The 24,297-nt window shown below is 68.9% G+C and carries 22 protein-coding genes; 6 read left to right on the top strand and 16 right to left on the bottom strand.

Features of this window, described 5'->3' with window-relative positions; genetic code table 11:
• Nucleotides 1-10: 10 nt before the first annotated feature.
• Entirely contained in the window at nt 11-547 is a 537-nt protein-coding gene (locus GY812_03045) for a hypothetical protein (protein ID MCP4434460.1), read from the top strand.
• Between the two features lie 105 nt (nt 548-652).
• On the opposite strand, the gene GY812_03040 is transcribed toward GY812_03045, so the two are convergent.
• The 7 genes from GY812_03040 to GY812_03010 form a co-directional block, all read right to left on the bottom strand.
• Nucleotides 653-2,194 carry a long-chain fatty acid--CoA ligase gene (locus GY812_03040; GenBank protein ID MCP4434459.1) on the bottom strand — a complete coding sequence of 514 codons (1,542 nt, stop codon included), beginning with the start codon at nt 2,192-2,194 and terminating at the stop codon, nt 653-655.
• Nucleotides 2,195-2,251: 57 nt separating this feature from the next.
• A complete protein-coding gene (gene pcrA, locus GY812_03035; GenBank protein ID MCP4434458.1) occupies nt 2,252-4,540 on the bottom strand; it encodes a DNA helicase PcrA in 2,289 nt (762 codons plus the stop codon).
• 47 nt (nt 4,541-4,587) lie between these two features.
• A complete protein-coding gene (locus GY812_03030) occupies nt 4,588-5,079 on the bottom strand; it encodes a C40 family peptidase (GenBank protein ID MCP4434457.1) in 492 nt (163 codons plus the stop codon).
• A 68-nt stretch (nt 5,080-5,147) separates the two neighbouring features.
• Entirely contained in the window at nt 5,148-5,660 is a 513-nt protein-coding gene (locus GY812_03025; protein MCP4434456.1) for a C40 family peptidase, read from the bottom strand.
• A gap of 210 nt (nt 5,661-5,870) precedes the next feature.
• A complete protein-coding gene (locus GY812_03020; protein MCP4434455.1) occupies nt 5,871-7,100 on the bottom strand; it encodes a hypothetical protein in 1,230 nt (409 codons plus the stop codon).
• Between the two features lie 161 nt (nt 7,101-7,261).
• Nucleotides 7,262-8,833 carry a glutamine-hydrolyzing GMP synthase gene (gene guaA, locus GY812_03015; protein ID MCP4434454.1) on the bottom strand — a complete coding sequence of 524 codons (1,572 nt, stop codon included), beginning with the start codon at nt 8,831-8,833 and terminating at the stop codon, nt 7,262-7,264.
• Entirely contained in the window at nt 8,830-9,954 is a 1,125-nt protein-coding gene (locus tag GY812_03010; GenBank protein MCP4434453.1) for a GuaB3 family IMP dehydrogenase-related protein, read from the bottom strand. Before GY812_03010 ends, guaA begins: the two co-directional genes overlap by 4 nt.
• A 77-nt stretch (nt 9,955-10,031) precedes the next feature.
• On the opposite strand from GY812_03010, the gene bioA reads away from it, so the two are divergent.
• The 3 genes from bioA to GY812_02995 are packed head-to-tail and all read left to right on the top strand — an operon-like array spanning nt 10,032 to nt 13,289.
• Nucleotides 10,032-11,429, top strand: coding sequence for an adenosylmethionine--8-amino-7-oxononanoate transaminase (gene bioA, locus GY812_03005; protein MCP4434452.1), 1,398 nt, complete (start codon nt 10,032-10,034; stop codon nt 11,427-11,429).
• Nucleotides 11,430-11,431: 2 nt separating this feature from the next.
• Nucleotides 11,432-12,601 (top strand): aminotransferase class I/II-fold pyridoxal phosphate-dependent enzyme, encoded by a 1,170-nt coding sequence (locus tag GY812_03000; GenBank protein ID MCP4434451.1) that lies wholly within the window; start codon nt 11,432-11,434, stop codon nt 12,599-12,601.
• Nucleotides 12,594-13,289 (top strand): dethiobiotin synthase, encoded by a 696-nt coding sequence (locus GY812_02995; GenBank protein MCP4434450.1) that lies wholly within the window; start codon nt 12,594-12,596, stop codon nt 13,287-13,289. Before GY812_03000 ends, GY812_02995 begins: the two co-directional genes overlap by 8 nt.
• 33 nt (nt 13,290-13,322) lie before the next feature.
• Here GY812_02995 and GY812_02990 read toward each other — a convergent pair whose 3' ends face one another.
• Together GY812_02990 and GY812_02985 are read right to left on the bottom strand one after the other, a co-directional pair.
• Nucleotides 13,323-13,712: a hypothetical protein gene (locus GY812_02990; protein ID MCP4434449.1), complete on the bottom strand. Its 390-nt coding sequence runs from the start codon at nt 13,710-13,712 to the stop codon at nt 13,323-13,325.
• A gap of 9 nt (nt 13,713-13,721) precedes the next feature.
• Nucleotides 13,722-14,366 (bottom strand): GNAT family N-acetyltransferase, encoded by a 645-nt coding sequence (locus tag GY812_02985; GenBank protein MCP4434448.1) that lies wholly within the window; start codon nt 14,364-14,366, stop codon nt 13,722-13,724.
• 55 nt (nt 14,367-14,421) lie between these two features.
• Here GY812_02985 and guaB point away from each other — a divergent pair, with 55 nt between their 5' ends.
• Complete coding sequence (gene guaB, locus GY812_02980) at nt 14,422-15,927, top strand: IMP dehydrogenase (protein MCP4434447.1); 1,506 nt, start codon at nt 14,422-14,424, stop codon at nt 15,925-15,927.
• Between the two features lie 22 nt (nt 15,928-15,949).
• Here guaB and GY812_02975 read toward each other — a convergent pair whose 3' ends face one another.
• On the bottom strand, nt 15,950-17,398 hold the full coding sequence (locus GY812_02975) for an aminotransferase class V-fold PLP-dependent enzyme (GenBank protein MCP4434446.1): 1,449 nt from the start codon (nt 17,396-17,398) through the stop codon (nt 15,950-15,952).
• 32 nt (nt 17,399-17,430) lie between these two features.
• Here GY812_02975 and GY812_02970 point away from each other — a divergent pair, with 32 nt between their 5' ends.
• The gene (locus tag GY812_02970; protein ID MCP4434445.1) at nt 17,431-18,624 is read left to right on the top strand and encodes a hypothetical protein; all 1,194 of its coding nucleotides are present in this window, start codon (nt 17,431-17,433) and stop codon (nt 18,622-18,624) included.
• 600 nt (nt 18,625-19,224) lie between these two features.
• Here the strand turns inward: GY812_02970 and GY812_02965 are convergent.
• From GY812_02965 to rimI, 6 genes are all read right to left on the bottom strand, one after another.
• Nucleotides 19,225-19,917 (bottom strand): CoA pyrophosphatase, encoded by a 693-nt coding sequence (locus GY812_02965; protein ID MCP4434444.1) that lies wholly within the window; start codon nt 19,915-19,917, stop codon nt 19,225-19,227.
• Nucleotides 19,918-20,042: 125 nt separating this feature from the next.
• On the bottom strand, nt 20,043-20,210 hold the full coding sequence (locus GY812_02960; GenBank protein ID MCP4434443.1) for a hypothetical protein: 168 nt from the start codon (nt 20,208-20,210) through the stop codon (nt 20,043-20,045).
• 226 nt (nt 20,211-20,436) lie between these two features.
• The gene (gene groL, locus GY812_02955; protein MCP4434442.1) at nt 20,437-22,068 is read right to left on the bottom strand and encodes a chaperonin GroEL; all 1,632 of its coding nucleotides are present in this window, start codon (nt 22,066-22,068) and stop codon (nt 20,437-20,439) included.
• A gap of 65 nt (nt 22,069-22,133) precedes the next feature.
• Nucleotides 22,134-22,421: a co-chaperone GroES gene (locus GY812_02950; protein ID MCP4434441.1), complete on the bottom strand. Its 288-nt coding sequence runs from the start codon at nt 22,419-22,421 to the stop codon at nt 22,134-22,136.
• Between the two features lie 247 nt (nt 22,422-22,668).
• Nucleotides 22,669-23,709, bottom strand: coding sequence for a tRNA (adenosine(37)-N6)-threonylcarbamoyltransferase complex transferase subunit TsaD (gene tsaD / locus GY812_02945; GenBank protein ID MCP4434440.1), 1,041 nt, complete (start codon nt 23,707-23,709; stop codon nt 22,669-22,671).
• The gene (gene rimI / locus GY812_02940) at nt 23,706-24,293 is read right to left on the bottom strand and encodes a ribosomal protein S18-alanine N-acetyltransferase (GenBank protein ID MCP4434439.1); all 588 of its coding nucleotides are present in this window, start codon (nt 24,291-24,293) and stop codon (nt 23,706-23,708) included. The genes tsaD and rimI overlap by 4 nt, the downstream gene beginning before the upstream one ends.
• Nucleotides 24,294-24,297: the final 4 nt, after the last annotated feature.

The following is a 24,297-nucleotide window of genomic DNA, read 5'->3' as shown; positions in this document are numbered from 1 at the left end:
TCGTTGAGCCATGCCCGTCGAACAACGATCCGGCAGCTCGCAGCTGGTGGCCATCGGCATCGGTGTGATCACAGTCATCGTCGCGGCGGCCGCTGCCTGGGGGCTGCTGAGCCTCGCCAGCGGTGGTGACGGCCCGGTGAAGATCGCGCTCGGCGACGAGGATTTCGACGCGGGTCAGGTCAACCGCCTCGCCACGCAGATCGCCGAGGAAGGCCCGGTTCTCTATTCCGACGTATCGGGCCGGGGACAGAACCGCCCGATCTGGATCTCCCATTTCGGAGATGATCCCAAGGCCGGCTGGTACGTGTTCGACGCGGTGGCGCCGGGGGCACCCCAGGGCTGCTTCCTGTGGTGGAGCTCCGAGGAGATCCTCTTCGAGGAGCGCCGGCCGAACGAGGACGACTTCGAGGCAGCGGGCGAGATCTGCCGAGACCTCACCTGGTCGGCCACGGGCGAGGGTCTCGATCAGGCGGTCTGGAAGGTCGACGCGGATGACAACCTGATCATCACCCTGCGCGAAGACGACGAGTCCGAAGACTCCGACTGAACTCGGCAGCGCTCGCAGGTCCCGCTGCGGGCTTTGTTCAGGCTCAATCACGCCGAGCGTGATTGAGCGCCAACGAAACGCATCGGCAGGCTCGAGGCGGACGACTCAGGCTGATTCGAACAGGTCGAGCAGCTTGTCGCGCTGCACCTTGCGGGTGCCGGTGCGCGGCAGGTCGTCGACTACGGCGATCCGCCGCGGGGCCTTGTAGCGGGCCATCCGCTCACCGGCCCAGCGCAGCAGCCCGTCTTCGGTGACCTTCGCTCCCTTGCGGAGACGCACCGCCGCCACGACCGACTCCCCGAAGCGGTCATCGGGGACTCCGACCACGGCCGCTTCCACTACGTCGGGATGCTCCTCCAGGTCCGCCTCGACCTCCACCGGGTACACGCTGTAGCCACCGGACATCACGACGTTCTTGGCCCGCCCGTGGAACATGACCGTGCCCATCGGACCCGAACGGACCAGATCGCCGGTGCGCACCCAGCCGTCGTCGGTGAGGACCGCAGCGCTGTTGTCGGCATCGCCCCAGTAGCCCTTCAGCACGCCGGGCCCCTTGACCTGCAGCTCGCCGATCTGGCCCTGGCGAACCTCCTGGCCGCGTTCGTCGGTGACTCGGAAGTGCCAGCCCGGAAGCTTGATGCCGAGCGAGTCACCGAGGCCGATCGGCACGAACGGCGGCGACACCTTGGCCGCCACCCCGCCCGCCACCTCGACCATGCCGTAGCCCTCGAGGAACGACGCCTCGCCCACCGCGCCGATCACGGGCAACGACGCGGTGGCGCCGAACGACTTGAAGGTGCGCGCGAGCTCCGCCGGCATGACGTCGGCGCCCGACACCCAGAACCGCACCGAGGAGAGGTCGAACTCTCCGGCTCCGGCCTCGAGCATCATGCGGTACATCGCAGGCACGCCGATGAACCCGACGATCCGACGGCTCTCGATCAGCTCCAGAGCCTTGGTGGGGACGAAGCGGTCGAGGAAGTAGACCGGCACGCCCATGACCATGGGTCCGAGCAGAGCGACGAACCCCATGATGTGGGCCACCGGCAGTCCCATCAGAACTTCGCGGTTGCCGAGCACCCGGGGAAGCAGCGCGCCGGCTGCCAGGTGTCCCACGAGCCCCTCGTGGGTCAGCTCTGCGCCCTTGGGCTTGCCGGTCGTGCCAGAGGTGTAGAACAGCGCAGCCACATCGCCCGGCTGGGGCCTGTGCACCGCCGAAACCTTCGAGCGGGCACCCTTGCCCTTCGAGAGTTCGTCGCCGCTGCGCACCACCAACGACGCGCCGCAGTCGGCCACCACGTGTTCGACCTCGGCGGGTGACATCTGGGCGTTGACGGGTGCGGGAAGGCGGCCCGCACGGGCCGCGGCCAGCGAGACGAGGAGCTGGTCGATGCCGTTGTCGGTGGCCACCACCACCGGGTCACCCGGCGCGCTGCGGGCGACTATCGCCGCTGACCAGCGCTGAACGGTGGTCGCGAGGGTTTCGTAGGTCAGTTCCCTGAACGTGCCGTCGGGGCGTTCCTCCGTTACCGCGATGTGGCTGCCGTGCATCAGCGCGAGCTCATCGGCGACGCAGGCGAGGTCGAGCCCGCCGCGCAGGCCCACCCCGACCTTGCGGGCCATCCGTCCGAACACTGGAAGGGTCACGGACACATCCTTGCCGTGCGAAGTGCCCGAGCCAACTCGGCCCGATGCACCGACACGTCACCCATCTTGTGCTCCGGCCTCTTCGTCGACCCCGGCAACGCCCTCGGGCCGGGCCTCTGTGGGAGCACCGGCCTTCTCGAGCGGTGCCCAGGCGAGCAGCAACCGCTTCTCGCCCATCTCCGGGAACCGGACAACAGCCTCGGCCTTGTCGCCGCTGCCCTCGATGTCCAGCACCACTCCGTCACCCCACTTGGCATGGCGCACATCGTCGCCGATCGAGATGCCGAGCAGGTGGGCGCCCGAAGTCTTCGGCCCGGCGGGGCGGGTGGCGCGGGCCTCGACGGTGTCGCGGCCGCGGGGCCGCCACGAGGTCGACTCCCAGCCACCGGAGCGCATCGAGGAACGGCTGGCGGAACTGCGGCTCGCCGGGTCGTCCTCAACGAGGTCCTCCGGGAGCTCTCCCAGGAAACGGCTGGGTGGGTTGTAGGCCGTGGCGCCGTAGAGGCTGCGGCACCAAGCATGGGACAGGAACAGGCGACGCTCCGCACGGGTGATGCCCACGTAGCAGAGGCGCCGTTCCTCCTCGAGCTCCGCCGGCTCGGTGAGCGCCCGCTGGTGCGGGAACACTCCCTCTTCGAAACCGGCCATGAACACCACGGGGAACTCGAGACCCTTCGCGGCGTGAAGCGTCATCAGCACCACACCTGTGTCAGCGGGGTCCTCGTCGTCGGGCAGCTGGTCGGTGTCTGCCACCAGCGAAACCGACTCGAGGAATTCGTCGGTGGTCTCGAAGTCGCCGGCCATGCCGACCAGCTCGGACAGGTTCTCGAGGCGACCCTCGGACTCGAGGTTGTCGGCCGCCTCCAACTCCGCGCGGTAGCCGGTGCGGTCGAGGATCTCGTCGAGCAGGCGGGCGGGCCCATCGCCGACGCGGGTGGACAGGTCGTCCACGAAGTCGAGGAACCACTCGATTCCCCTCGCGGAGCGGGCGGACACGCCCGCGTCTTCCCATCGGCGGAGCGCATCGAGGAACGTGATGTTGTGGCTACGGGCGAACGACTCGATCCGCCCGACGCTCTGGTCGCCCACTCCCCGCTTCGGGACGTTGATGACGCGCTTGGCGCTAACTTCGTCTGTGGGATTGACCACCGTCTTGAGGTACGCGACGGCGTCCTTGATCTCCTTGCGGTCATAGAACCGCGGGCCGCCGACCACCCGATAGGGGATGCCTGCGCGCATCATCGCCTCTTCGATCACGCGGCTCTGGGCGTTGGTTCGGTAGAAGACCGCCATGTCCGACCAGCGGACGTCGCCATCGCTGTGCAACGAGGCCAGCTTGTGGGCGATCCACTGTGACTCGTCGCCCTCGTCCTCCCCCTGGAACCTCACGATCCTGTCGCCCGCCCCCTGCTCGGACCACAGGTCCTTCGGCTTGCGGTGGGCGTTGTTGGAGATCACAGCGTTGGCCGCATCGAGGATCGTCTGGGTCGAGCGGTAGTTCTGCGCCAGCACGATCACGGTGGCGTCGGCGAAGGTGTTCTCGAACTCCATGAGGTTGCGGAAATCAGCCCCGCGGAAGGCGTACACCGACTGGTCGCTGTCGCCCACGATGCAGACGTTGCGGTGCTCCTCGCCCAGCAGCATCACGAGGTCGTTCTGCACCGGGTTGGTGTCCTGGTACTCGTCGACCAGCACGTGGCGGAACCGCTGGCGGTAGTGGTGCAGCACCTCGGGGTGGACCCGGAACAACTCGACGGTCACGCCCAGCAGGTCATCGAAGTCCATTGCCCCGGCCCGGCGCAGACGCGCCTGGTACTCCTCGTACACGTCCGCGATCTTGCGCTCCGTGATCACCGAGGCCGAGTCGGCGAACTCGCCGACCGACATCCCCTCGTTCTTCAGCGCGGAGATGCGCGCGTGCACCGATCGGGGCTGGAACTGCTTCGGGTTGAGGTTGAGGTCGCGGATCACGTAGCCGGTGAGGCGGACCGCGTCGGCCTGGTCGTAGATCGTGAACTGCGAGGGGTAGCCGAGCAGGTGGGCATCCCGGCGCAGGATCCGCACGCACGCCGAGTGGAACGTGGAGACCCACATCTTCTGGGCGACCGGCCCGACCAACCTGGCGACGCGGTCGCGCATCTCGCCCGCGGCCTTGTTGGTGAAGGTGATGGCGAGGATCTCGAACGGCGAGACCTGATGGTCGCGGATCAGGTGCGCTATGCGGTGCGTGAGCACACGCGTCTTGCCCGATCCCGCTCCAGCGACGACCAGCAACGGCCCCTCGGAGTGGGTAACTGCCTCGTGCTGTGCCGGATTCAGGCCCTCCAGCAGGTCATCCTCGGTCACCGGGCCACCCTACCGGCGGGCTGAGACGGGGCTTTTCGCCCCGGCGCTCACTTGATGCGACCGTAGGAGGAGGGGGTGCCCATCCACGTGATCGGCACGACGCTGACGGTCTTGCCGGAGGAGGGCGAGTGGATGACCATGCCGTCGCCGACGTAGATGGCTGCGTGGTACACCGGCGATCCCCAGAACACGAGGTCGCCGGGGCGGGCGGCACCGGCACCGACGTTGGTGGTCATCACCTGCTGGCCGCGCGAGTCGCGCGGAAGCGTGATCCCGGCCTGGCCATATGCCCACTGGACGAGGCCCGAGCAGTCGTAGCCGGCGGGTGTGTTGCCGCCGGCGAGGTACGGGGTGCCGATCACCGAATATGCGGCGTTGATGGCGGCCACGTGTTCGGGAGCGGCGGTCGTCCAGGCGTAGGTGCCGGCAGTGGTGGGGACCGCGGCGGCTGCCTGCACGGGGCTGCCGATCACGAATCCGAGGGCCGCGACTGCGGCAACGGAGGCGGTGATCAGCTTGCGGAGGGGGTTCACCAACATCTGGTTGGTAAGTCTGTTGGATCGCGGCGAATGTTGCAACCGCGTGACGGAGAATTTTGCGACTGGCGCTACTTGACCCGGCCGAAGTTCGGCGCTGCGCCCATCCGGTCCACAGGAGCGATCTTCACGACATCACCCCGGCGGGGCGAGTGCACCATGAGCCCGTCGCCCATGTAGATGCCGACGTGGTGGGTGGGGCTGCCGTAGAAGACTAGGTCGCCCGCTCGTGCCTCTTCGCGCGATATCGCCATGGTGGCGCCGCGTTGGGCAGCAGAGCTGTGTGGCAGGGACTTGCCTGCGTGGGCGAAGGACCACATGACCAGCCCGGAGCAGTCGAAGCCGCCCGGAGAGGATCCGCCCCATCGATAGGGGTGCCCGATCACCGATCCCGCAGCCATCATCGCCGGGTACAGGTGGGCGTTGGGGGCGACAGGGGCTGCCGGAGCCGTCGGGGCGAACGGTGCGGCCGCGATGGAGGGCGCAGCGGCCACCTGGGTCGGCGAGGTGGTGGCGGCGCCGGCGAGGGCCAGGGCAGCCGCCGGAACGAGTGCTGCTCGTCGGATCGTCTTGGTACATCTCATGAACTCAAGCGTGACGGATGCGTTGCCTTTATTGCAAATGCGTTACGAAGGTGAAACTACCCGACACATAGATGCAACGTCTCGAGCACTGTGGGGGTAACGGACGCGTTCACGTACACCGAAGTGCAGCGAGGGATGGCGGTCAGGGCGCCACTGCGGTCGCCAGGGCCGCGCTGCAGTGCCCGTCGGGCTGTCAGGCGGCGGTTCGGATCAGCGAACCCGGCCGACGCCGCTCACCCGGCCGGTGATGCCGACCGGTCGGATCTGCACCGGCTTGCCGGTGCGAGGCGAGTCGATCATCATGCCGCCGCCGACGTACATGCCGACGTGGTACACGGGTGAGCCGTAGAACACCAGGTCTCCTGGCTGGATCTGCGACATCGGGATCCGCTGCGTGGATGCGTACTGCGAACGCGAGGTCCGCGGCAGGCTGACGCCCACCTGCGCCCACGACCACATCATGAGACCGGAGCAGTCGAACCCGGTCGCCGGAGAGGAGCCGCCGTAGCGGTACATGCGTCCGAGCTGGGTCTTGGCCGCCTGGATCGCACCCGCGGCACCACCGCTGAGCGGGGGTGGCGGAGCGACCGGTGGAGGCGCCGGTGCGGGAGCCGAGCCACCGGAGGAGCCCGACGAGCCCTGTGCCGGGGCCGGCGCTGCCTGGGTGCCGTTGTCGGCTGCCGGTGCCGCTGCAGGCGCCGCAGCGGCCGGCTGGGCTGCTGCGGCTCGAGCGGCTGCTTCGGCCTGGGCCGCCTCGCGTGCTGCCGCCTCTGCTGCTGCACGGCGGGCTGCTTCCTCCTCACGGCGGCGGCGCTCCTCTTCGAGGGCAGCCTGCAGTTCGCCGTTGGCCTCGTCGTAGAGGGCCTGACCCTCCGCCACTGCCGCTTCGAGTCGATCCTTGGCAGCGACCTGCTCGGCCTCCACGGCCTTCACATCGCTCTGCTGGGCCTCCAGATCGGCCTGGCGGTCATCGAGGTCGGCTCGGCTCGCCGACAGCTCGTCGGCCAGCTGGACCCGGTCACCGCGCAGCGAATCGAGCAGAACCTGCTGGTTGAGTGAGTCGTCGAGGTCCTCGGTCTTGAGGGTCGCCAGCGCAGCCGAGCTGCCGGCGTCCATGTAGGCCGCCACCAGGAACGTGCTGGCCTCCGTCTCGGCAGCATCCACACGGCCCTGGGCCTCTGCGATGCCTTCCTTGGTGGTGTTGATCTCGGTGTAGAGCTGCTCGAGCTGCTCGAGGGTGCCGAGGTACTCCTCATCGGCTATCGAGGCTTCACGCTCGAGGTCCTCGAGCTTGTCTGCCAGCGCCGCTGCACGCGAGCGCAGGTCGTCGATGTCCTGCGCCTGTGCCGGTGCGGGGCCGATCATGGACGCGACGAGGCCGGCACAGAGCACGGCCACGATGAATCGCGGCAGTCGGCGCGGGGAGAGGGCCATCGACATCGCTGGAGATTCTTCCAGATTCAGCACTCTGTTACAAGATCATGACGATCCCGTGTTGGATTCGCCATGTAACGATTGCCGACCACTCTAGGACTGCACGCCCTGCCGGTGCGGGACCCCGGGCGATGGGCGCACGTCCCGCCCGCCCCGCCAGGGCCCTGCTACTCCCACTCGATGGTGCCCGGAGGCTTCGACGTGATGTCGTAGGCCACGCGGTTGATGCCGGGAACCTCGTTGATGATGCGCGAGGCGATCGTCTCCAGCACGTCGTAGGGGATCCGGGCCCAGTCGGCGGTCATCGCGTCCTCGCTGGTAACCGCCCTCACGATCACCGGATGGCCGTAGGTGCGCTCGTCGCCCTGCACGCCGACGGTGCGGATGTCGGGCAGAACCGCGAAGGCCTGCCAGATCTCGCGATCGAGCCCCGCGATGTGCAGCTCCTCGCGCACGACTGCATCGGCCTCCTGCAACAGGGCGACCTTGTCCGGGGTCACCTCGCCGATGATGCGCACCCCGAGGCCAGGGCCCGGGAACGGCTGGCGCCACACGATCTCGTCGGGGAGCCCCAGCTCGTGGCCGACCGAACGCACCTCGTCCTTGAAGAGCGTGCGCAGTGGCTCGACCAGGTCGAAGTCGAGGTCGTCGGGAAGCCCGCCGACGTTGTGGTGGCTCTTGATCGTGGAGGCGTGAGCTGTGCCCGACTCGATCACATCGGGGTACAGGGTGCCCTGCACCAGGTACGCGGCGTCCTCGACACCGCCCTTCGCGTCCTCGAACACCCGGATGAAGAGCTCGCCGATGGCCTTGCGCTTCTCCTCGGGCTCGGTGATCCCGGCCAGCCGCTCGAAGAACCGGTCCGCCGCGCGCACATGGATCAGCTCGATGCCCTGGTGGCGGCGGAAGGTCTCCACGACCTGGTCGCCCTCGTCCTTGCGCATCAGGCCCGTGTCGACGAACACGCAGGTGAGCTGCGCGCCGACCGCCTTGTGCACCAGCGCGGCGGCCACTGCCGAGTCAACCCCGCCGGACAGTCCGCAGATCGCACGGCCGTCACCGACCTGGGAGCGGATGTCGGCCACCGCATCAGAGATGAAGTGCTCCATGGTCCAGTCGGCGCGGAGGTCGGCGAGGTCGTGCAGGAACCGCTGGATCACGTCCTGCCCATGGGGGGTGTGGATCACCTCGGGGTGGAACTGCACGCCCCAGATCCGGCGCTGCGCGTTCTCCAGGGTCGCCACGGGGGCGCCATCGGTGCTCGCGGTCGCCACGAAGCCCTCGGGCGGTTCGGTGACCGCGTCGAAGTGGCTCATCCACACCGTCTGGTTGGACGGTAGGCCGGCCAGCAGGCCCTCGGGCGCCGAATCGGTGTCGAGGTGCATCACCGTGCGGCCGTACTCACCCGAACCCCCGCGGGCCACGGTGCCGCCCAGCTGCTGGGCGATCAGCTGCGCGCCGTAGCAGATGCCGAGGATCGGTACCCCGAGGTCGTACACGCCGGGATCGATGGCCGGTGCGCCCTCGACGTGCACCGACTTGGGGCCGCCGGAGAACACGATCGCGGCCGGCTTGCGATCCGCCAGCTCCTCTGCAGTGATCGTGTGGGGCACGATCTCGGAGTAGACGTTGGCCTCGCGCACCCGGCGGGCGATCAGCTGCGCGTACTGGGCGCCGAAGTCCACGACGAGCACCTTCTCGTCGGGAGTGTGCACCGAGAGCACGTGCTCATCGTTCATGGCGTCGCCCGTCGATGGCTCACCACGAGGTCGGCCTTCTGCAGTTCCTTGAGGGTCTCGTGGCCGGCCACCGCCATCGCCTTGCGGAGGCCGCCCACCAGGTTGGTCTGGCCATCGGCACGGTCCGCCGGGCCACCCAGGACCATCTCGAGGGTGCCGCGCTGTTCGATGCGCACGAGCTCTCCGCGCGGCAGCTCGGAGTGGAACGCCGCCATCGACCACAGCGCACCGCCCGCAGGTGCGTCCGACGCTGCCGCCAGCGGACCGCCGAGCATCACGGCATCGGCACCGCACACGATCGCCCGCGCGATGTCGCCACTGGTCGCCATGCCTCCGTCGGCGATCACCTGGCAGTAGACGCCGGTCTCGTCGAGGTGGCGCATGCGCGCGGCGCGGGCATCGGCCACGGCGGTCGCCTGCGGATTGCCGACGCCTAGCACGGGCGTGGTCCTGGAGCTGACGCCTGCGCCCACGCCCACGAGCACTCCTGCGGCGCCGGTGCGCATCAGGTGCAGGGCCGCCTGGTAGCTGGCGCAGCCGCCCACGAGCACCGGCACGTCGAGGCGACGGACCAGGTACTTCAGGTCGAGTGGTTCACCCTCGCCCCCGCCGACGTGCTCGGCAGAGGTGACGGTGCCGTGGATCACCAGCATGTGCGGCTCTGCCGCGGTGATATGGGGCAGGAGAGCCTCGGTGTGCGCAGGGCTGACCGCGACCGCCGCCATGGCGCCGGCGTCCTTCACTTCCGAGACGCGCTGACCGATGAGCTCCGGATCCACCGGAGGTGCGTATGCCTCGCGCAGCAGGTCCACCGAGTCGGCCGGGTCGGCCGCAGCGAGCTTGGCCAGCACAGGTGCCGGATCGCGGTGGCGTGTCCATAGACCCTCGGCGTGCAGCACGCCGAGGCCGCCGAGGCGGTCCATCTCGATGACGGTGGCAGGGCTCGTGACGCCATCGAGCGGTGCGGACAGGATCGGGATGTCGAGCTGGTAGGCGTCGACCTGCCAGCTCACGTCGACGTCGTCCGCGTTGCGGGTGCGGCGGCTGGGCAGGATCCGAAGCTCGTCGAGGTTGTAGCCCGCCCTCGCCTGCTTGCCCATACCAATGTCGATGTCTGCCAACGAACGCTCCAGTCCCTTTGGGGAAGGTCCGAGTCTATTCGGTCCGCCGACACCCAACGCCGTAGCCTCGATCGCACATGGACGGAGACTGGATCCAACGCGACAAGGCCACGGTGTGGCACGGATTCACCCAGATGGCCGCGTACGAGGAGAACTCGCCGCTCATCGCCGACTCGGCCGAGGGCCACTGGATCACCGACGTCGACGGCAACCGCTACCTCGACGCGATCTCGTCGCTGTGGGTCACGACCCTCGGGCACAGGGTGCCGGAGCTCGATGCGGCTCTCGCCCAGCAGGCCGCCAAGGTGGCGCACACCACGATGCTCGGCAACGGCAACTCGACGGCGATCCGGTTCGCCGAGCGGCTCAAGGCTCTGCTTCCGATGGACGACCCCCGGCTCCTCTTCGCTTCCGATGGGGCCGCAGCGGTCGAACAGGCCATCAAGATCGCCTTCCAGTACTGGAAGAACCTCGGCGTCGAAGGGCGCACCCGCTACCTGGCGCTCGGCGGCGCCTACCACGGTGACACCGTGGGGTCGCTTTCGGTCGGCGACGGGGGCTTCGGCACCGACCAGTTCGACCCGCTCACCTTCTCGCCCCTGCGTGCGCCCGGCTACGACCGCGCCGACGCGATCGACGTTGCCATCGAGATGCTCGGCGATCACGCCCACGAACTCGCGGCGGTCGTCGTGGAGCCGATCGTGCAGGGAGCCGCCGGCATCCGCACGATGCCACCCGGAGCATTCGGGCCGCTGGCAGAGGCCTGCCGCGAACACGATGTGCTTCTCGTGTGTGACGAGGTGGCGGTGGGCTTCGGGCGCACAGGCCGGCTGTTCGCCTCCGAGCTGTGTGGCATCCAGCCGGACCTGATGTCGCTCGGCAAGGGCATCACCGGCGGCTACCTGCCCATGGCCGCCACCGCTGCTGCCGGCAACGTGTGGCAGGCGTTCCTCGGGGCCGACCTGGGCGAGCGCACCTTCTACCACGGGCATTCCTATGGCGGTAACGCCCTAGCGGCCGCGGTGGCGCTGGAGCACCTCGAGTTGATCGAGCGCGATGACGTGCTGGCCAACGTGCGGGCCCGCGCCGAGCAGTTCGCCCCGCTTCTCGAGGAACACATAGCCGGTCTCCCACAGGTCGCTGAAGTGCGCCAACAGGGCCTGATGATCGGAATCGAGATGGCGCCGCCCGCACAGGCAGCGGACGGATCCGAGGGCGGCTACAAGCTCCGCTGGGGTCGGCGCGTCAGCGCGGCCTGCACCAGCCGCGGGGTGCTCATCCGACCGCTGGGTGACGTCGTGGTGGTTGTGCCGCACCTGACCACCACCGCTGAGGAGGTCGACCTGATCGTGCGCACGCTCGCGGAGGCCATTGCCGAGGCGGCCACCGACGAGCCACAGCTCCAGCCTGGCGCAGGCTCCGAGGTTCACCACGACAGCAGGCGCTCCAACGCCGGATCCGGCCCGGGCGGCTGAACATGGGCTGGTTCGACGAGGCCGCCAAGCGCGCAAACGACGGGATCGAGCGCAGTGGCCGGCGCCGCACCATCCGCTCCCTTCGTGCAGGGGGGACCACCACCACAGTCACCGCGACGGGTGAACCGGTGGTGCAGTTCGCCTCCAACGACTACCTCGGCCTGGCAACTCATCCGGCCGTCGCCACCGCCGCCGCGGATGCGGCACACGAATTCGGCTCCGGCAGCGGTGCAAGCCGGCTGGTCGTGGGCAGCCGGCCCGTCCACGACGAGTTGGAGGACGCACTCGCCGCGTGGAAGCGGCCCGACCTCGACGATGCCGCGGCGCTCCTGTTCCCCACCGGCTACGCAGCCAACCTGGGCACGCTCGGCGCCATCGCCGCAGCGGCTCCACATGGCGACTCAGTGGTCTATTCCGACGAGCTCAACCACGCATCGATCATCGACGGCACCCGGCTTTCGCGGATACCCACCGAGGTCTACGCACACCTCGACCTGGTGGACCTCGAGAGCCGGCTCGCCTCGCGCGATGCGCGCCACGCCGTGGTGGTCTCCGACGTCGTGTTCTCGATGGACGGCGACGTCGTCGACGTGGCACGGCTGTCGCGCCTCTGCGCGCAGTACGACGCCGTGCTGGTGCTCGACGTGGCTCACGACGTGTTCGACGCTGCGGCGGCGGCCACACCCGAGGCATCCGTGGTACTGGTGGGCACGCTGTCGAAGTCCCTGGGATCACTCGGCGGGTACATCGTGGCGAGCCGACACGTGGTCGACCTCGCGGTCAGCACCGCGAGGTCGTTCATCTTCAGCACCGCCCCTCCCCCGCCGGCCGCCGCCGCTGCCCTGGAGGCGCTGCGGATCGAAACCTCCGCTGAGGGTGAGCGCCTGCGCTCGAGGCTGCGCAACAACATCGATCGGCTTCGCCACGGCCACGCCTCGCCGATCATTCCGCTCGTCATCGGCGATGACAGAGAGGCGATGGCCGTGTCAGCGGCGCTGCTCGAACGCCAGCTACTGGTGCCGGCCATCCGCCCTCCCACAGTCCCCCAGGGCACCAGTCGGCTGCGCGTCGCGCTGTCCTCGTTGCACACGCGCAGCCAGCTCGACCTGCTCACGGCTGCCTGCACAGAGCTGGGTCACCCGCTCTCCGGAGAGGATGACCGCGATGGGTGAGTCGCCACAGCGCCCGCGTGCCGTGGTCGCCATCGCCGGAACCGGCACCGAGGTGGGCAAGACCTGGGTCTCGGCCGCGGTGCTGCGTGGCCTCGCCGAGCGAGGGCTCACCGTGTGCGCCCGCAAGCCCGCCCAGTCATTCGACCCGGCGGACGCCAGCTCCGGCGTGCCCACCGACGCCGACGTGCTGGCGGCCGCGACCGGCGAGGCCATCGAGGCCGTGTGCCCCCGGAACCGCTACTACCCGGTGGCGATGGCGCCTCCCATGGCTGCCGATGCACTCGACCTGCCTCCTGTCCGCCTCGAACAGCTGGTCGGCGAGACCAGGACCTCCTGGCCGGACCGACAGGTCGACCTTGCGCTGGTGGAGACCGCCGGTGGCGTTCGCTCGCCGATTGCGCACGACGGCGACTGCGCCCGGTTCGTCTCCGAACTGGAGGTCGACGAAGTCGTGCTGGTGGCCGACGCGGGACTCGGGACCATCAGCGCCGTGCGGTCTGCGATCGATTCGCTCGAGTCCGAGGATGTCGCAGATGGCGACATCACGCCCTACCTCAACCGGTGGGACGAATCAGACGAGCTGCACCGGCGCAACCGGGCGTGGCTCGAGGAGCTGACCGGACGGCCGGTGCTCACGTCGGTCGATGACCTCACGCGCCGGTTGGGCGGACTGGCGGACCTGCCCTGACCCGGTCGTGCTGCCGTTCGAACGGGCGACCCGTCAGGGCACGATGTTCTTCAGCAGCTGCTTGGCGATCTGGGAGTTCATCTCGTAGACGGCCTTGCGCCCGGCATCGGTGACCTGGCGCACGACGCTGCCGCCCGTGGCCTCCTCGATCGAGTCGAGCCCGGTGATCACCGCATCCTTTGTTGCGTCGGTGGCCTTGTATCCCATGTTCGTCAGTCCCTTCACCACATCTGACTGTGCAACCGGGTCGGGCGCCGCCGAGGCAATGATCTTCAGCGCGTCCTTGGTCACCTCGGCACCCTGGCTGACCGTGTCGGCAACGGTGGGCGAGGCCTCTTCCTGGCCATCCTGGGAGGCCAGCCAGCGGCGGACCTTCACAACGATCTCGGCGTGTGTCTCGCCGTCGAAACTCAACGTGGGCATACCGAAACGCTACGCGACAACACGGCAGAAGCGTCGGACAGTCGCCCGCGAGCCGTCCTGCAGGCGGAATCCGGGGTTCGGCACCGGGTCACCGACCGGCTGGAAGCCCTGTGACTCGAAGAAGGCGATCGCACCCTCGTTCTCGCCGAAGGTGCCCAGGTGAACTCCCGGAACACCGAGATGTGCCAGGCGATCGAGGAGGTGGCGCATCAGCTCACCTCCCAGGCCGCGGCCGCGTGCGGCGGGCATGAGGTTGACGTGCAGTTCGGCCGGATACCTCGCGTGGTCGACCGGTGAGCCGAGTGCCCGGCGGTCGCGCGCCAGGTCGGCGACTGCACGGGCGAAAAACCCGGCAGTGTCGCGGCGCAGGATGACCCGACGGCCCAACAGGTGGCGGGTCAACACCTCGCGCTGGTGCCGTCCCTCGTCGGGCCGGTCGGGTGAGGCGATGATGTACCCGGCCACGCCACCATCGGCGTCGTCGACCACCCAGCAGGTGTCGGGCCGGTTGAGCAGGTACCAATCGCAGAACAGGTGGGCGAAGGTGTCGCGGTCACCGAACTGGGCCGCGACCGGATCACCCATCAGTCCGGTCGCGAAGCAGACGTCGCGAACCGCCTCGATGTCGGCGCTGGCGTAGGGCCTGACGTACACGCCCACAGGATGCCTTCTGTACGCAAGGGTGCGCCTGCCCAACTACGATCGGGTGATGGCGACGCTCCCCGACGATCAGGACACACGACTCGATCCGGCGGCTCGCTTCGGAACCGTCGGCCTCACCTTCGACGACGTCTGTCTGGTCCCGTCTGCATCCGATGTGATCCCCGCCGAGGTCGACACGTCCTCGAGCCTTGCGGACGGAGTGCACCTCGCGGTGCCGCTCGTGTCGGCGGCCATGGACACAGTCACCGAGTCCCGCCTCGCGATCGCCATGGCACGCGAGGGCGCGATCGGCGTCGTGCACCGCAACCTGTCGATCGAGGACCAGCGCGCCGAGATCGACAAGGTCAAGCGCTCCGAGTCGGGCATGATCGTCGACCCGGTCACTCTCGGCCCCGACGATCTCGTGCAGTCCGCCGAGGAACTCATGGCCAACTTCCGCATCAGCGGAGTACCGATCGTGGATGCCGACCGCAAGCTCGTCGGCATCCTCACCAACCGCGACCTGCGCTTCGAGACCGACTCCAGGCGCCCCATCCGCGAGGTGATGACCTCGGAGGGCCTCGTCACGACCCGCGAGGGAACGACCCTCGAGGAAGCCCAGGAGATCCTGGGCCGGCACCGGATCGAGAAGCTGCCGGTAGTCGATGCCGAGGACCACATCACCGGGCTGATCACGGTCAAGGACATCAACAAGAAGATCAAGTACCCCAACGCCACAAAGGACGAGCAGGGGCGACTGCAGGTCGCGGCCGCCGTCGGCGTGGGCGACGACGCCTACGCCCGTGCCGAGGCACTGGTCGACGCCGGGGTCGACGTGCTGGTGGTCGACACCGCCCACGGCCACTCCTCCGGTGTGCTCGAAGTGGTGCGCAAGGTGAAGGGTGCCCTGGACGTCGTCGTCGTGGCCGGCAACATCGCCACCGCCGACGCGGCGCTCGCTCTCGCCGATGCGGGCGCCGACGCGGTCAAGGTCGGAGTGGGGCCGGGCTCCATCTGCACCACGCGGATCGTGGCAGGCGTCGGCGTGCCACAACTCACCGCTGTCTCCGAGTGCGCCGATGCGCTGTCGGGTAACGACGTGCGACTGATCGCGGACGGCGGTGTGAGGTTCTCCGGTGACATCGCCAAGGCAATCGGCGCGGGGGCCGACATCGTCATGCTCGGTTCGCTGCTCGCCGGAGTGGACGAGACACCCGGCGACATCGTGCTCAGCCAGGGTGAGCGCTACAAGGCGTACCGGGGCATGGGGTCACTCGGAGCGATGAGCGACCGCTCCTTTTCGAAGGACCGCTACTTCCAGGACGACGTCGAAGGCGCCGACAAGGTGGTGCCCGAAGGCATCGAAGGACGCGTCCCCTACAAGGGCAAGCTGGCGAAGATCATCTACCAGCTCACCGGAGGCCTGCGCTCCGCCATGGGCTACTGCGGTGCGGCCGACATCGCCTCGTTGCAGAGAGACGCCCGGTTCGTGCGCATGTCCCCCGCAGGGCTTCGCGAGGCACATCCTCACGACGTGCAGATAACCAAGGAAGCACCCAACTACTGGATGTAGGGGCCCCGCCGGGGCCCGATGCTCACGGCTCTCGTTGCAGCAGCCCCCACAGTGCCTCCACATCCTCATGGGTCGTGTTGGGGCTTCCCACCGAGAGCCTGATGGCGGGCCGCCCACCAACCTCGGTCAGGGTCAGCAGCGCCTCGCCGGAGCTGTTGACCGATTCGAGCACTGCCCTCGTGGCGTCGTCGCCCGCGGCGTGGCGCACGCACACCAGGGTCAGGTTGGCAGGCGCCACCAGCTCCCATGTGGACGACTCGGCGACCTTGCCGGCCAGCCACTCGCCCTCCGCCACGTGTTCGCGGACCATCGCCGCGATCGCGTCGGCACCCATCGCCCGCAGCACGAACCACACCTTGAGGGAACGGAACCTGCGCCCCAGCGGCACCTGCCAGTCGCGGAAGTCGACCACGGAGCCGGCGGCTGCGTCCCGCTCCAGGTAAGGCGGCGTGATCGCCAGGGCGTCGAGCACGGGGCCGCGGTCTGCAAGCCACATCAGTGAGCAGTCGAACGTGATCCCCCACCACTTGTGGGGGTTGAACACCCACGAGTCCACAGCATCCGAGCCGGCGAGCAGGTCGCGGTACTCTTCGCAGATGGTCGCGGCCCCTGCCATCGCAGCGTCGACATGCACCCATGCCCCGGCAGTCGACGCCAGCGCCGCGATGTCCTCGACGGGATCCACGGCCATGGTCGATGTGGTGCCCACGGTGGCCACCACCGCAGCCGGGATGAGCCCCGCGGCCACATCCGCGGCCATCAGCTCCGAGAGCGCCGAGGTCCGCATCGCCAGGGAGTCGTCGGTGGCCACCGACCGGATGTGCGCCTCGCGGAACCCGGCGACCCGGGCGCCCTTGATCACCGAGCTGTGCGCCTCGGTCGAGGCGTACACCACCATGCGGTCGAGGAGGTCCCGGCCGCCCGCCCGTTCGCGCGCCGCCACCAGGGCCACCAGCGTTGCCGATGATGCCGAGTCCTGGATCACACCTCCGCCCGGGCCGGGGTCATCGTGGCGGAACCGCGCAGGTAGCCCGGACAAGGCGGCCACCCAGTCGAGCATGCGCATCTCGAGCTCGGTCGAGGCCGGAGAGGTGGCCCACAACATGCCCTGCTGGGCGAGTCCGGCCGCCAGGTAGTCGGCCAGGGCTGCCGGCCAGGACGTGTTGGCCGGAAAGTACCCATGGAACCCCGGCGACTGCCAGTGGACCATCGCGGGAAGGATCAGCTCCCCGATGTCGGCCAGCACCAGCGCGAAGTCCTCTGCTTCAGCGGGCGCATCCGCCGGCAGCCTGTCGAGCAACCAGCCGGGCTCCACGGACGCGCCGACCGGGTGATCGCGCAGCCCCCGGGCGTAACCGGCGAGGATGCCCGAGGCAACCGGACCCCACTGTTCCCAGGCATCCGCGGCCTTGGCCGCGCCGAGGGGCGAACCGCTAGCTTCGCGGGGGACGGGTTGTGGACGATCGCTCACCGGCGCAGGCTCGCACACACGAGAGGAACAACGTGGCCAATGACGACCTCGGTGCCTTCGTGACCGACTCGCCGGTCGGGCCTCCCACAGGTGACGGCCCGCTCAGCGGCGTGGACGCGGCGGTGAAAGACTGCTTCGCGTTCAGGGGTCACACCTCATCGTTCGGGATCGGTCGCTGGCGCGAAACCCACGACCCGGCCACCTCCAACTCGTCTGTCGTCACTCGCCTCAGTGGCGCCGGCGCCCAGATCGTGGGCCTCGCCAAGCTCGACCAGCTCGCGTTCTCGCTCGTGGGAAACGCTTCTGAGGGCCCTGCTCCCCGCAACCCTCGTCACCCGGACCTGTACACCGGCGGCTCATCCTCCGGCTCGGCGGCAGCGGTGGCCGGCGGCCGCGCAGCGCTCGGCGTCGGCACCGACACGGCGGGTTCGGTGCGGGTGCCGGCCGCGCTGTGCGGGATCCACGGGCTGCGGCCCACGTGGGGATCCATAGACATGGCCGGCTGCCTCCCGCTGGCGCCGAGCTTCGACACCTGCGGACTGTTGGCCGCGAATCCGCTCGTCATGGCTCGGGCTCTGCAGGTCCTGGCGCCGCGGCCCGCATCGAGTGCGCCGATCCGCCGGGTCATGGTCGACCCCAGCCTGGCCGCGCCCGACGCCACCCCGCTTGTGGAAGGGGCCCGGGTCGTCGCCCAGGTCGTCGGCGCCACACTCGAGACCGTGTCCGTCGCCCATCTGGTCAACCACGACGTGGGCGCCCTGCTCAGCCGAGTCCAGGGTCGGGAGGTCTGGCAGACCCTCGGCGACTGGGCGACACGCAACGCCGACGCGCTCGACGCAGACGTGGCACGGCGCCTCTCCGCATGCCGCGGGTTCGCCGAGGAAGACGACGCAACCGTGGAGGTCGACCTCACCGATCGGCGGCTGTTCACCGAACTGCTCGCCCAGGTGGTCCCACCGGACACCGTGTTGGTGACGCCCACCCTGGGTGTGCCCTTGCCCCGCATCGACTCGCCGCTCGAGGACCTGGGCGGGTTCAGGCGTTCGACCGTCGCGCTCATGGCCCCGGCCAGCCTGTCCGGGTGGCCCCAACTCACATGGTCACCGGCGCGCTTGCAGAGTCCAGGTGGCGCGGTGGGACTGCTGGCGCGCCCCGGTTCCGACGATGCCCTGGTCGACCTTCTGGCGCGGCTCAGCAGCCACGACCACGGCGACGACCGGTCCTGATTCGGCCGAGTGACGTCCGAAACAGCTGCTGCCTACCTAGGCTGGGGCAATGAGCGACGTACCGCCATCTGATCCGACCCAGCCCATGCCCCAGAGCCCCGGTCAGGGCCAGCAGCCACAGCAGGGCGGCTTCCCCCAGCAGCCCGGCCAGCCCCAGCAGGGCGGCTACCAACAGCAACCGGGCCAACCTCAGCCGGGGTATCCGCCCCAACAGCAGGGCTACCCCCAGCAGGGCCAGGGCTACCAGCCACAGGGTCAGCCTCCCGCCGGGGGTTACCCACCTCCCGCCGGCGACAAGAAGGGCGGCGCGAGTTCTCCGGTGCCGTGGGTGCTCGGCACCTTGCTGATCGTCGCTGCGCTCGTGATCGTGTTCATGCTCGTGCGCGACTCCGGCGACTCCAACGACACCACGACCACCGCGCCCAACCAGCCGACCCTCGTGCCGACGACCGGCGACCGGCCCACCACGTCTCCCACCACGTCTCCCACGACGTCGCCGACGACCAGCCCGACGACCGCTCCCACGACGCCCAGTACGTCCGGGGCCACTTCCACCTCGGGGCCGTAGCGCCGCACGCGCCCGCCCGGCGGCCTGGTCGCTCAGACCACGCCACGAGCCTGTTCATCGGTGAGCCGGAACGCTGTGGCCACGCCGCGCGCCGGGTCGAGGTCCTCGAGCGGACCGGGGTCGACTCCTACCAACAACGCGAGGGCCTGGCGCAGCATCGCCGCGGTCGCCCCCCACACCGAATCGCCGAACAACTCGAAGAAGTAGACGGGTCGGTGCAGCTCGTCACTGCCCCACCGCTCCTCGCGGAACACCTCGGCGGACAGCAGTTCGGCCACCGGCACGAACAGCACCTTGTCGACCTCATCGGGGTTGGCGGTCACATCGGGCACGCCGCTCAGCAGTGCGACCACGGGCACGATGTAGGCGCGTCGCGTGACCGTCGTCAGGTGATCCAGCTCCCCCAGGACCTCGACGCTGTCCGGGTCGAGATCGGTTTCCTCGAACGCCTCTCGAACCGCGGCCTCGGCCGGGGTCTCTTCGAGCTCGCAGCGGCCGCCGGGGAAGCTGACCTCGCCGCGGTGGGTGCGAAGCCCCCAGGAGCGGCGTGTCAGCAGCACATGCAGTCCCCCGCCTTCGGTCAGCTCGCCGGATTCATCGTCGAAAAAGGGCACCAGCACCGCGGACGGAGCCGCGCCTGTGTTCTCCACGGGTGACGGGACTCCCCGTCGCGAGCGCGGGAACACCTCGCGCACCCTGGCGATGCCGAGTTCGGATGCGTCCAGCGGTGTGGCTCGCCCGGATGCGCTGCCGGCGCCGTCGCCCGGCTCGAAGTCCGGTGACCACGGCGCCGGCCTGCCCTCGAGCCACTGCTCCGGGCGGGGAATGAACTGGGGTCCGCCGCGCTCACTCACCCGTCGCCGCCGGGCGGGGACTCACCCACCATGGCCTCGAGCACCTCGCGCAGGCCGTGGGTCTTGAGGTTGCTCAGCACCCGACCCGGCGATTCCTCACCGCGCTCCCATTCCATCCAGTCGGCGAGCAGCTTCGAGGGGTCCGGAGGCGGGAGGTCTTCCATGCCCTGAGCCTACCGGCGGTCCGCATGCCACCTGTCGGCGCCGACGCTTCGTCGTCCCCAGGCGGTGCTGGATGGTCCTGAAGCTCTGTTGGTGCTGGATCACGCCTTACGTGATCCAGCACCAACGAAACCCGTGGGGCGTGCGAAAACGACGGATGGGGGCCGGCGATGCCGACCCCCATCCTGTTCGTAATTCAGCCAGTCGGCTGGTGTGTCCCCGAAGGGATCACATCATGCCGCCCATGCCTCCCATGTCGGGCATGCCGCCACCGGCGGGCGCCTCTTCGGGCTCATCGGCCACGAGGCACTCGGTGGTGAGCAGCAGGGCTGCGATCGACGCAGCGTTCTGCAGCGCCGCGCGGGTCACCTTGGCCGGGTCGATGACGCCGGCGGCCAGCAGGTCGGTGAACTCGCCGGTTGCAGCGTTGAAGCCGGTGTTGCCCGACTCCTCATCGAGCTGCTGCACGACGACTGCGCCTTCGACGCCGGCGTTGTCAGCGATCATGCGGGCGGGGGCGTCGAGACCGTGCAGCACGATGCGTGCTCCGGTCTTCTCGTCGTCCGCCAGCTTCTCGACGATCTGCGCCACGGCAGGCTTCACACGCACGAGGGCGGTGCCGCCACCGGCGACCACGCCTTCCTCGATGGCTGCACGGGTGGCCGACAGCGCATCTTCGATGCGGTGCTTCTTCTCCTTGAGCTCCACCTCGGTGGCTGCGCCGACCTTGACCACGGCAACGCCGCCGGAGAGCTTCGCGAGGCGCTCCTGGAGCTTCTCGGAGTCCCAGTCGGAGTCGGTGTTCTCGATCTCCGCCTTGATCTGGGCAATGCGACCGGCGACCTCTTCGTGAGTGCCTGCGCCTTCGACGATGGTGGTGTTGTCCTTGTCGATGACGACCTTGCGGGCCGTGCCGAGCAGGTCGAGGGTGGTGTTGTCGAGCTTCAGTCCGACTTCCTCGGAGATGACCTGGCCACCGGTGAGGATCGCCATGTCCTGCAGCATCGACTTGCGGCGCTCGCCGAATCCGGGAGCCTTGACGGCCACGGCGTTGAGCGAGCCACGGATCTTGTTGACCACGAGTCCGGCGAGGGCCTCACCCTCGACGTCCTCGGCGATGAGGACCAGCGGCTTGCCGGCCTGCATGACCTTCTCCAGCACCGGGATGAGCTCCTGGAGCATGGAGACCTTGCCATTGACGAACAGCAGGTACGGGTCGTCGAGCACTGCTTCCTGGCGCTCAGGGTCGGTCACGAAGTACGGCGAGAGGTAGCCCTTGTCGAACTGCATGCCCTCGGTGAACTCGAGGTCCATGCCGAAGGTGTTGGACTCCTCGACGGTCACGACGCCGTCCTTGCCCACCTTGTCGATGGCGTCGGCGATGACCTCGCCGATCTGCGGGTCGGCGGCGGAGATTGCGGCGACCTGGGCGATCTCGGACTTCTCGTCGATCTCCTTGGCCTCATCGGCAATCGCGTCGACCGCGGCGGCGACGGCGGACTCGATGCCGCGCTTCACGCCCATCGGGTTGGCACCGGCGGCCACGTTGCGAAGACCTTCACGCACGAGCGCCTGGGCCAGCACGGTGGCTGTGGTGGTGCCGTCACCGGCGATGTCGTTGGTCTTGGTGGCGACCTCCTTCACGAGCTGGGCGCCCATGTTCTCGAAGGCGTCGTCGAGCTCGATCTCGCGAGCGATCGACACACCGTCGTTGGTGATGGTCGGGGCGCCGAACTTCTTGTCGAGCACCACGTTGCGGCCCTTGGGGCCGATGGTCACCTTCACCGCGTCGGCGAGGGCGTTCACGCCGGCTTCGAGTGAGCGGCGGGCATCGTCGTCAAACTTCAGGATCTTTGCCATTTGTTCTCTCAGTCGTTCTCTGTCGTCGTTGTGTCTGTCGGGAATTCGCTCTGGGACTGGGTCGGTCAGCCGACCTTGGCGAGCACGTCGCGGGCCTGCAGGATCAGCAGGTCTTCACCGTCGACGGTGATCTCGGTGCCGCCGTACTTCGAGTAGACGATCTTGTCGCCGGCTGCGACGTCGACGGGGATCAGGTCGCCGGTGTCGGAACGACGACCGGGGCCGACGGCCAGGACCTCGCCCTGCTGGGGCTTCTCCTTGGCGGTGTCGGGGATGATCAGACCACTGGCGGTCGTCTCCTCGGCCTCGGCCTGACGGACGACGAGGCGGTCTTCAAGCGGCTGCAGGTTCATGCAATCCTCCGGATGCCCACAGTTCTGGCTGCGAGTCTCGTGGTGGGTAGGGGTATTGCCCGGGCAGTTGGCACTCCCCAAGGGCGAGTGCCAAAGGTAGCACTCTCCACCCGAGACTGCTAACCGCCCCCGCGAACGGCCCCCGAAGCCTGAGAAATCAGCCTGACACGGCCCCAGAACCCCGAAATCGCGGCACGGTCCCAGCCGAGAGATGACCAAGGTGGGCGATCTCGGGTTGCCAGCCGGGTCAGGGACCGTGGAACAGACGGTCGCGGGGGTCTGCGCCCACATCCAGACCCGAGGGCCCGAGCCGGTGGAGGCGGTACCAACCGGCCGAAGCCACCATCGCCGCGTTGTCGGTGCACATCGAACGGCTGGGCAGGAACCCCTGGATGCCGTCATCGGCGCACGCCCCGAGGAACTGCTCGCGCAACAGGGTGTTGGCGGCCACTCCCCCTCCCAGCGCCAGCGCCTTGGCTCCGAACTGCCCGGCCGCGCGGCGGGACTTGTCCACAAGCACGTCGACCACGGCGGCCTGGAAGCTGGCAGCGACGTCCTCGGTGGCCGCCGACGGGTTGTCACGCACATGGTTCACGACTGCGGTCTTGAGCCCGCTGAAGGAGAAGTCCAGGCCGTCGCCGATCATCGCCCGCGGAAAGTCGATCGCCTCGGGGTCACCCGACAACGCCGCGGTGTCGATGGCGGGGCCGCCGGGGTAGCCGAGCCCGAGGAACCGGGCCACCTTGTCGAACGCCTCGCCCGCGGCATCGTCGAGTGTCTCGCCGAGCAGCGCGTAGTCACCATGGCCGTTCATCTGGATCAGCATCGTGTGGCCGCCCGAGACCAGCAGCACCACCATTGGGAACTCGAGCTCGGGCTCCTCGAGCAGCGCCGCGTACAGGTGGGCCTCGAGGTGGTTGACCGCCACGAACGGCACGCCCCAGGTGAGCGCCAGGGCCTTTGCCGCTGACACGCCCACGAGCAGCGCCCCGATCAGCCCGGGGCCGTTGGTGGCGGCCACCGCCGACACATCGCTGCCGTGCACCCCCGCCTCCACCATTGACTGGGCGGTGACCGGAATGAGCAGTTCGGTGTGGGCACGGCTAGCTATCTCGGGCACCACGCCGCCGTACCGGGCATGCAGGTCGACCTGGGACGACACGACCGAGGACAGCACCTCGGTGCCGTCGCGGACAACGGCCGCCGCGGTCTCGTCACAGCTCGTCTCCACCCCGAGCACAACCTGGCCCGGCGCCGGGCCACCAGCGGCCACAGGAGCATCGCTCATCGCTCGTCCTCTCCGATTCCCTCGGTGCGCAGGGGAGAGGGCAGGCCGGCCTCGATGAGCCGGCGCCGCTCGACCTGTTCATCATCGAGTATGTCGTGGCACCACATCACGAGCGCGTCCTCGCCGTTGTCGTTGTAGTAGCCGGCGCGGATTCCACCGGGGGCGAAGCCGAACCGGCGGTAGAGGCCGCGCGCCGCGTCGTTGGACACCCTCACCTCGAGGGTGATGCTGCGTACCCCGCGGCGTGCCGCTTCCTCGAACTGCACCAGCAGCATCCGGTCCGCGATGTGGCGCCGGCGATGGTCCTCGTGGACCGCGAAGTTGGTGATGTGGCCGTCGTCGAGGGTGACCATCAACCCGGCGTAGCCGAGCACGTGGCGCGCCTCGCGGGCCACCACCCAGTTCCTGCTGGTGGGCATCGACAGTTCGCCGGCGAACAGCGAATGCGACCACGGATGTGGATTGGCGCGCTTCTCGATCGCCACGACCGAGCGCAGGTGGCGCTTGCGCATCGGCGCGATCACCACTCCGTCGAACGGCTCGGACCCATCCGGGGTGGGACGCTCGAGCGTTCCCTCGGCCATGGCT

This window comes from Actinomycetes bacterium, from assembly GCA_024222295.1.
Taxonomy (GTDB): Bacteria; Actinomycetota; Acidimicrobiia; order Acidimicrobiales; family Microtrichaceae; genus JAAEPF01.
This window is presented reverse-complemented; position numbering and strand designations above follow the sequence as displayed.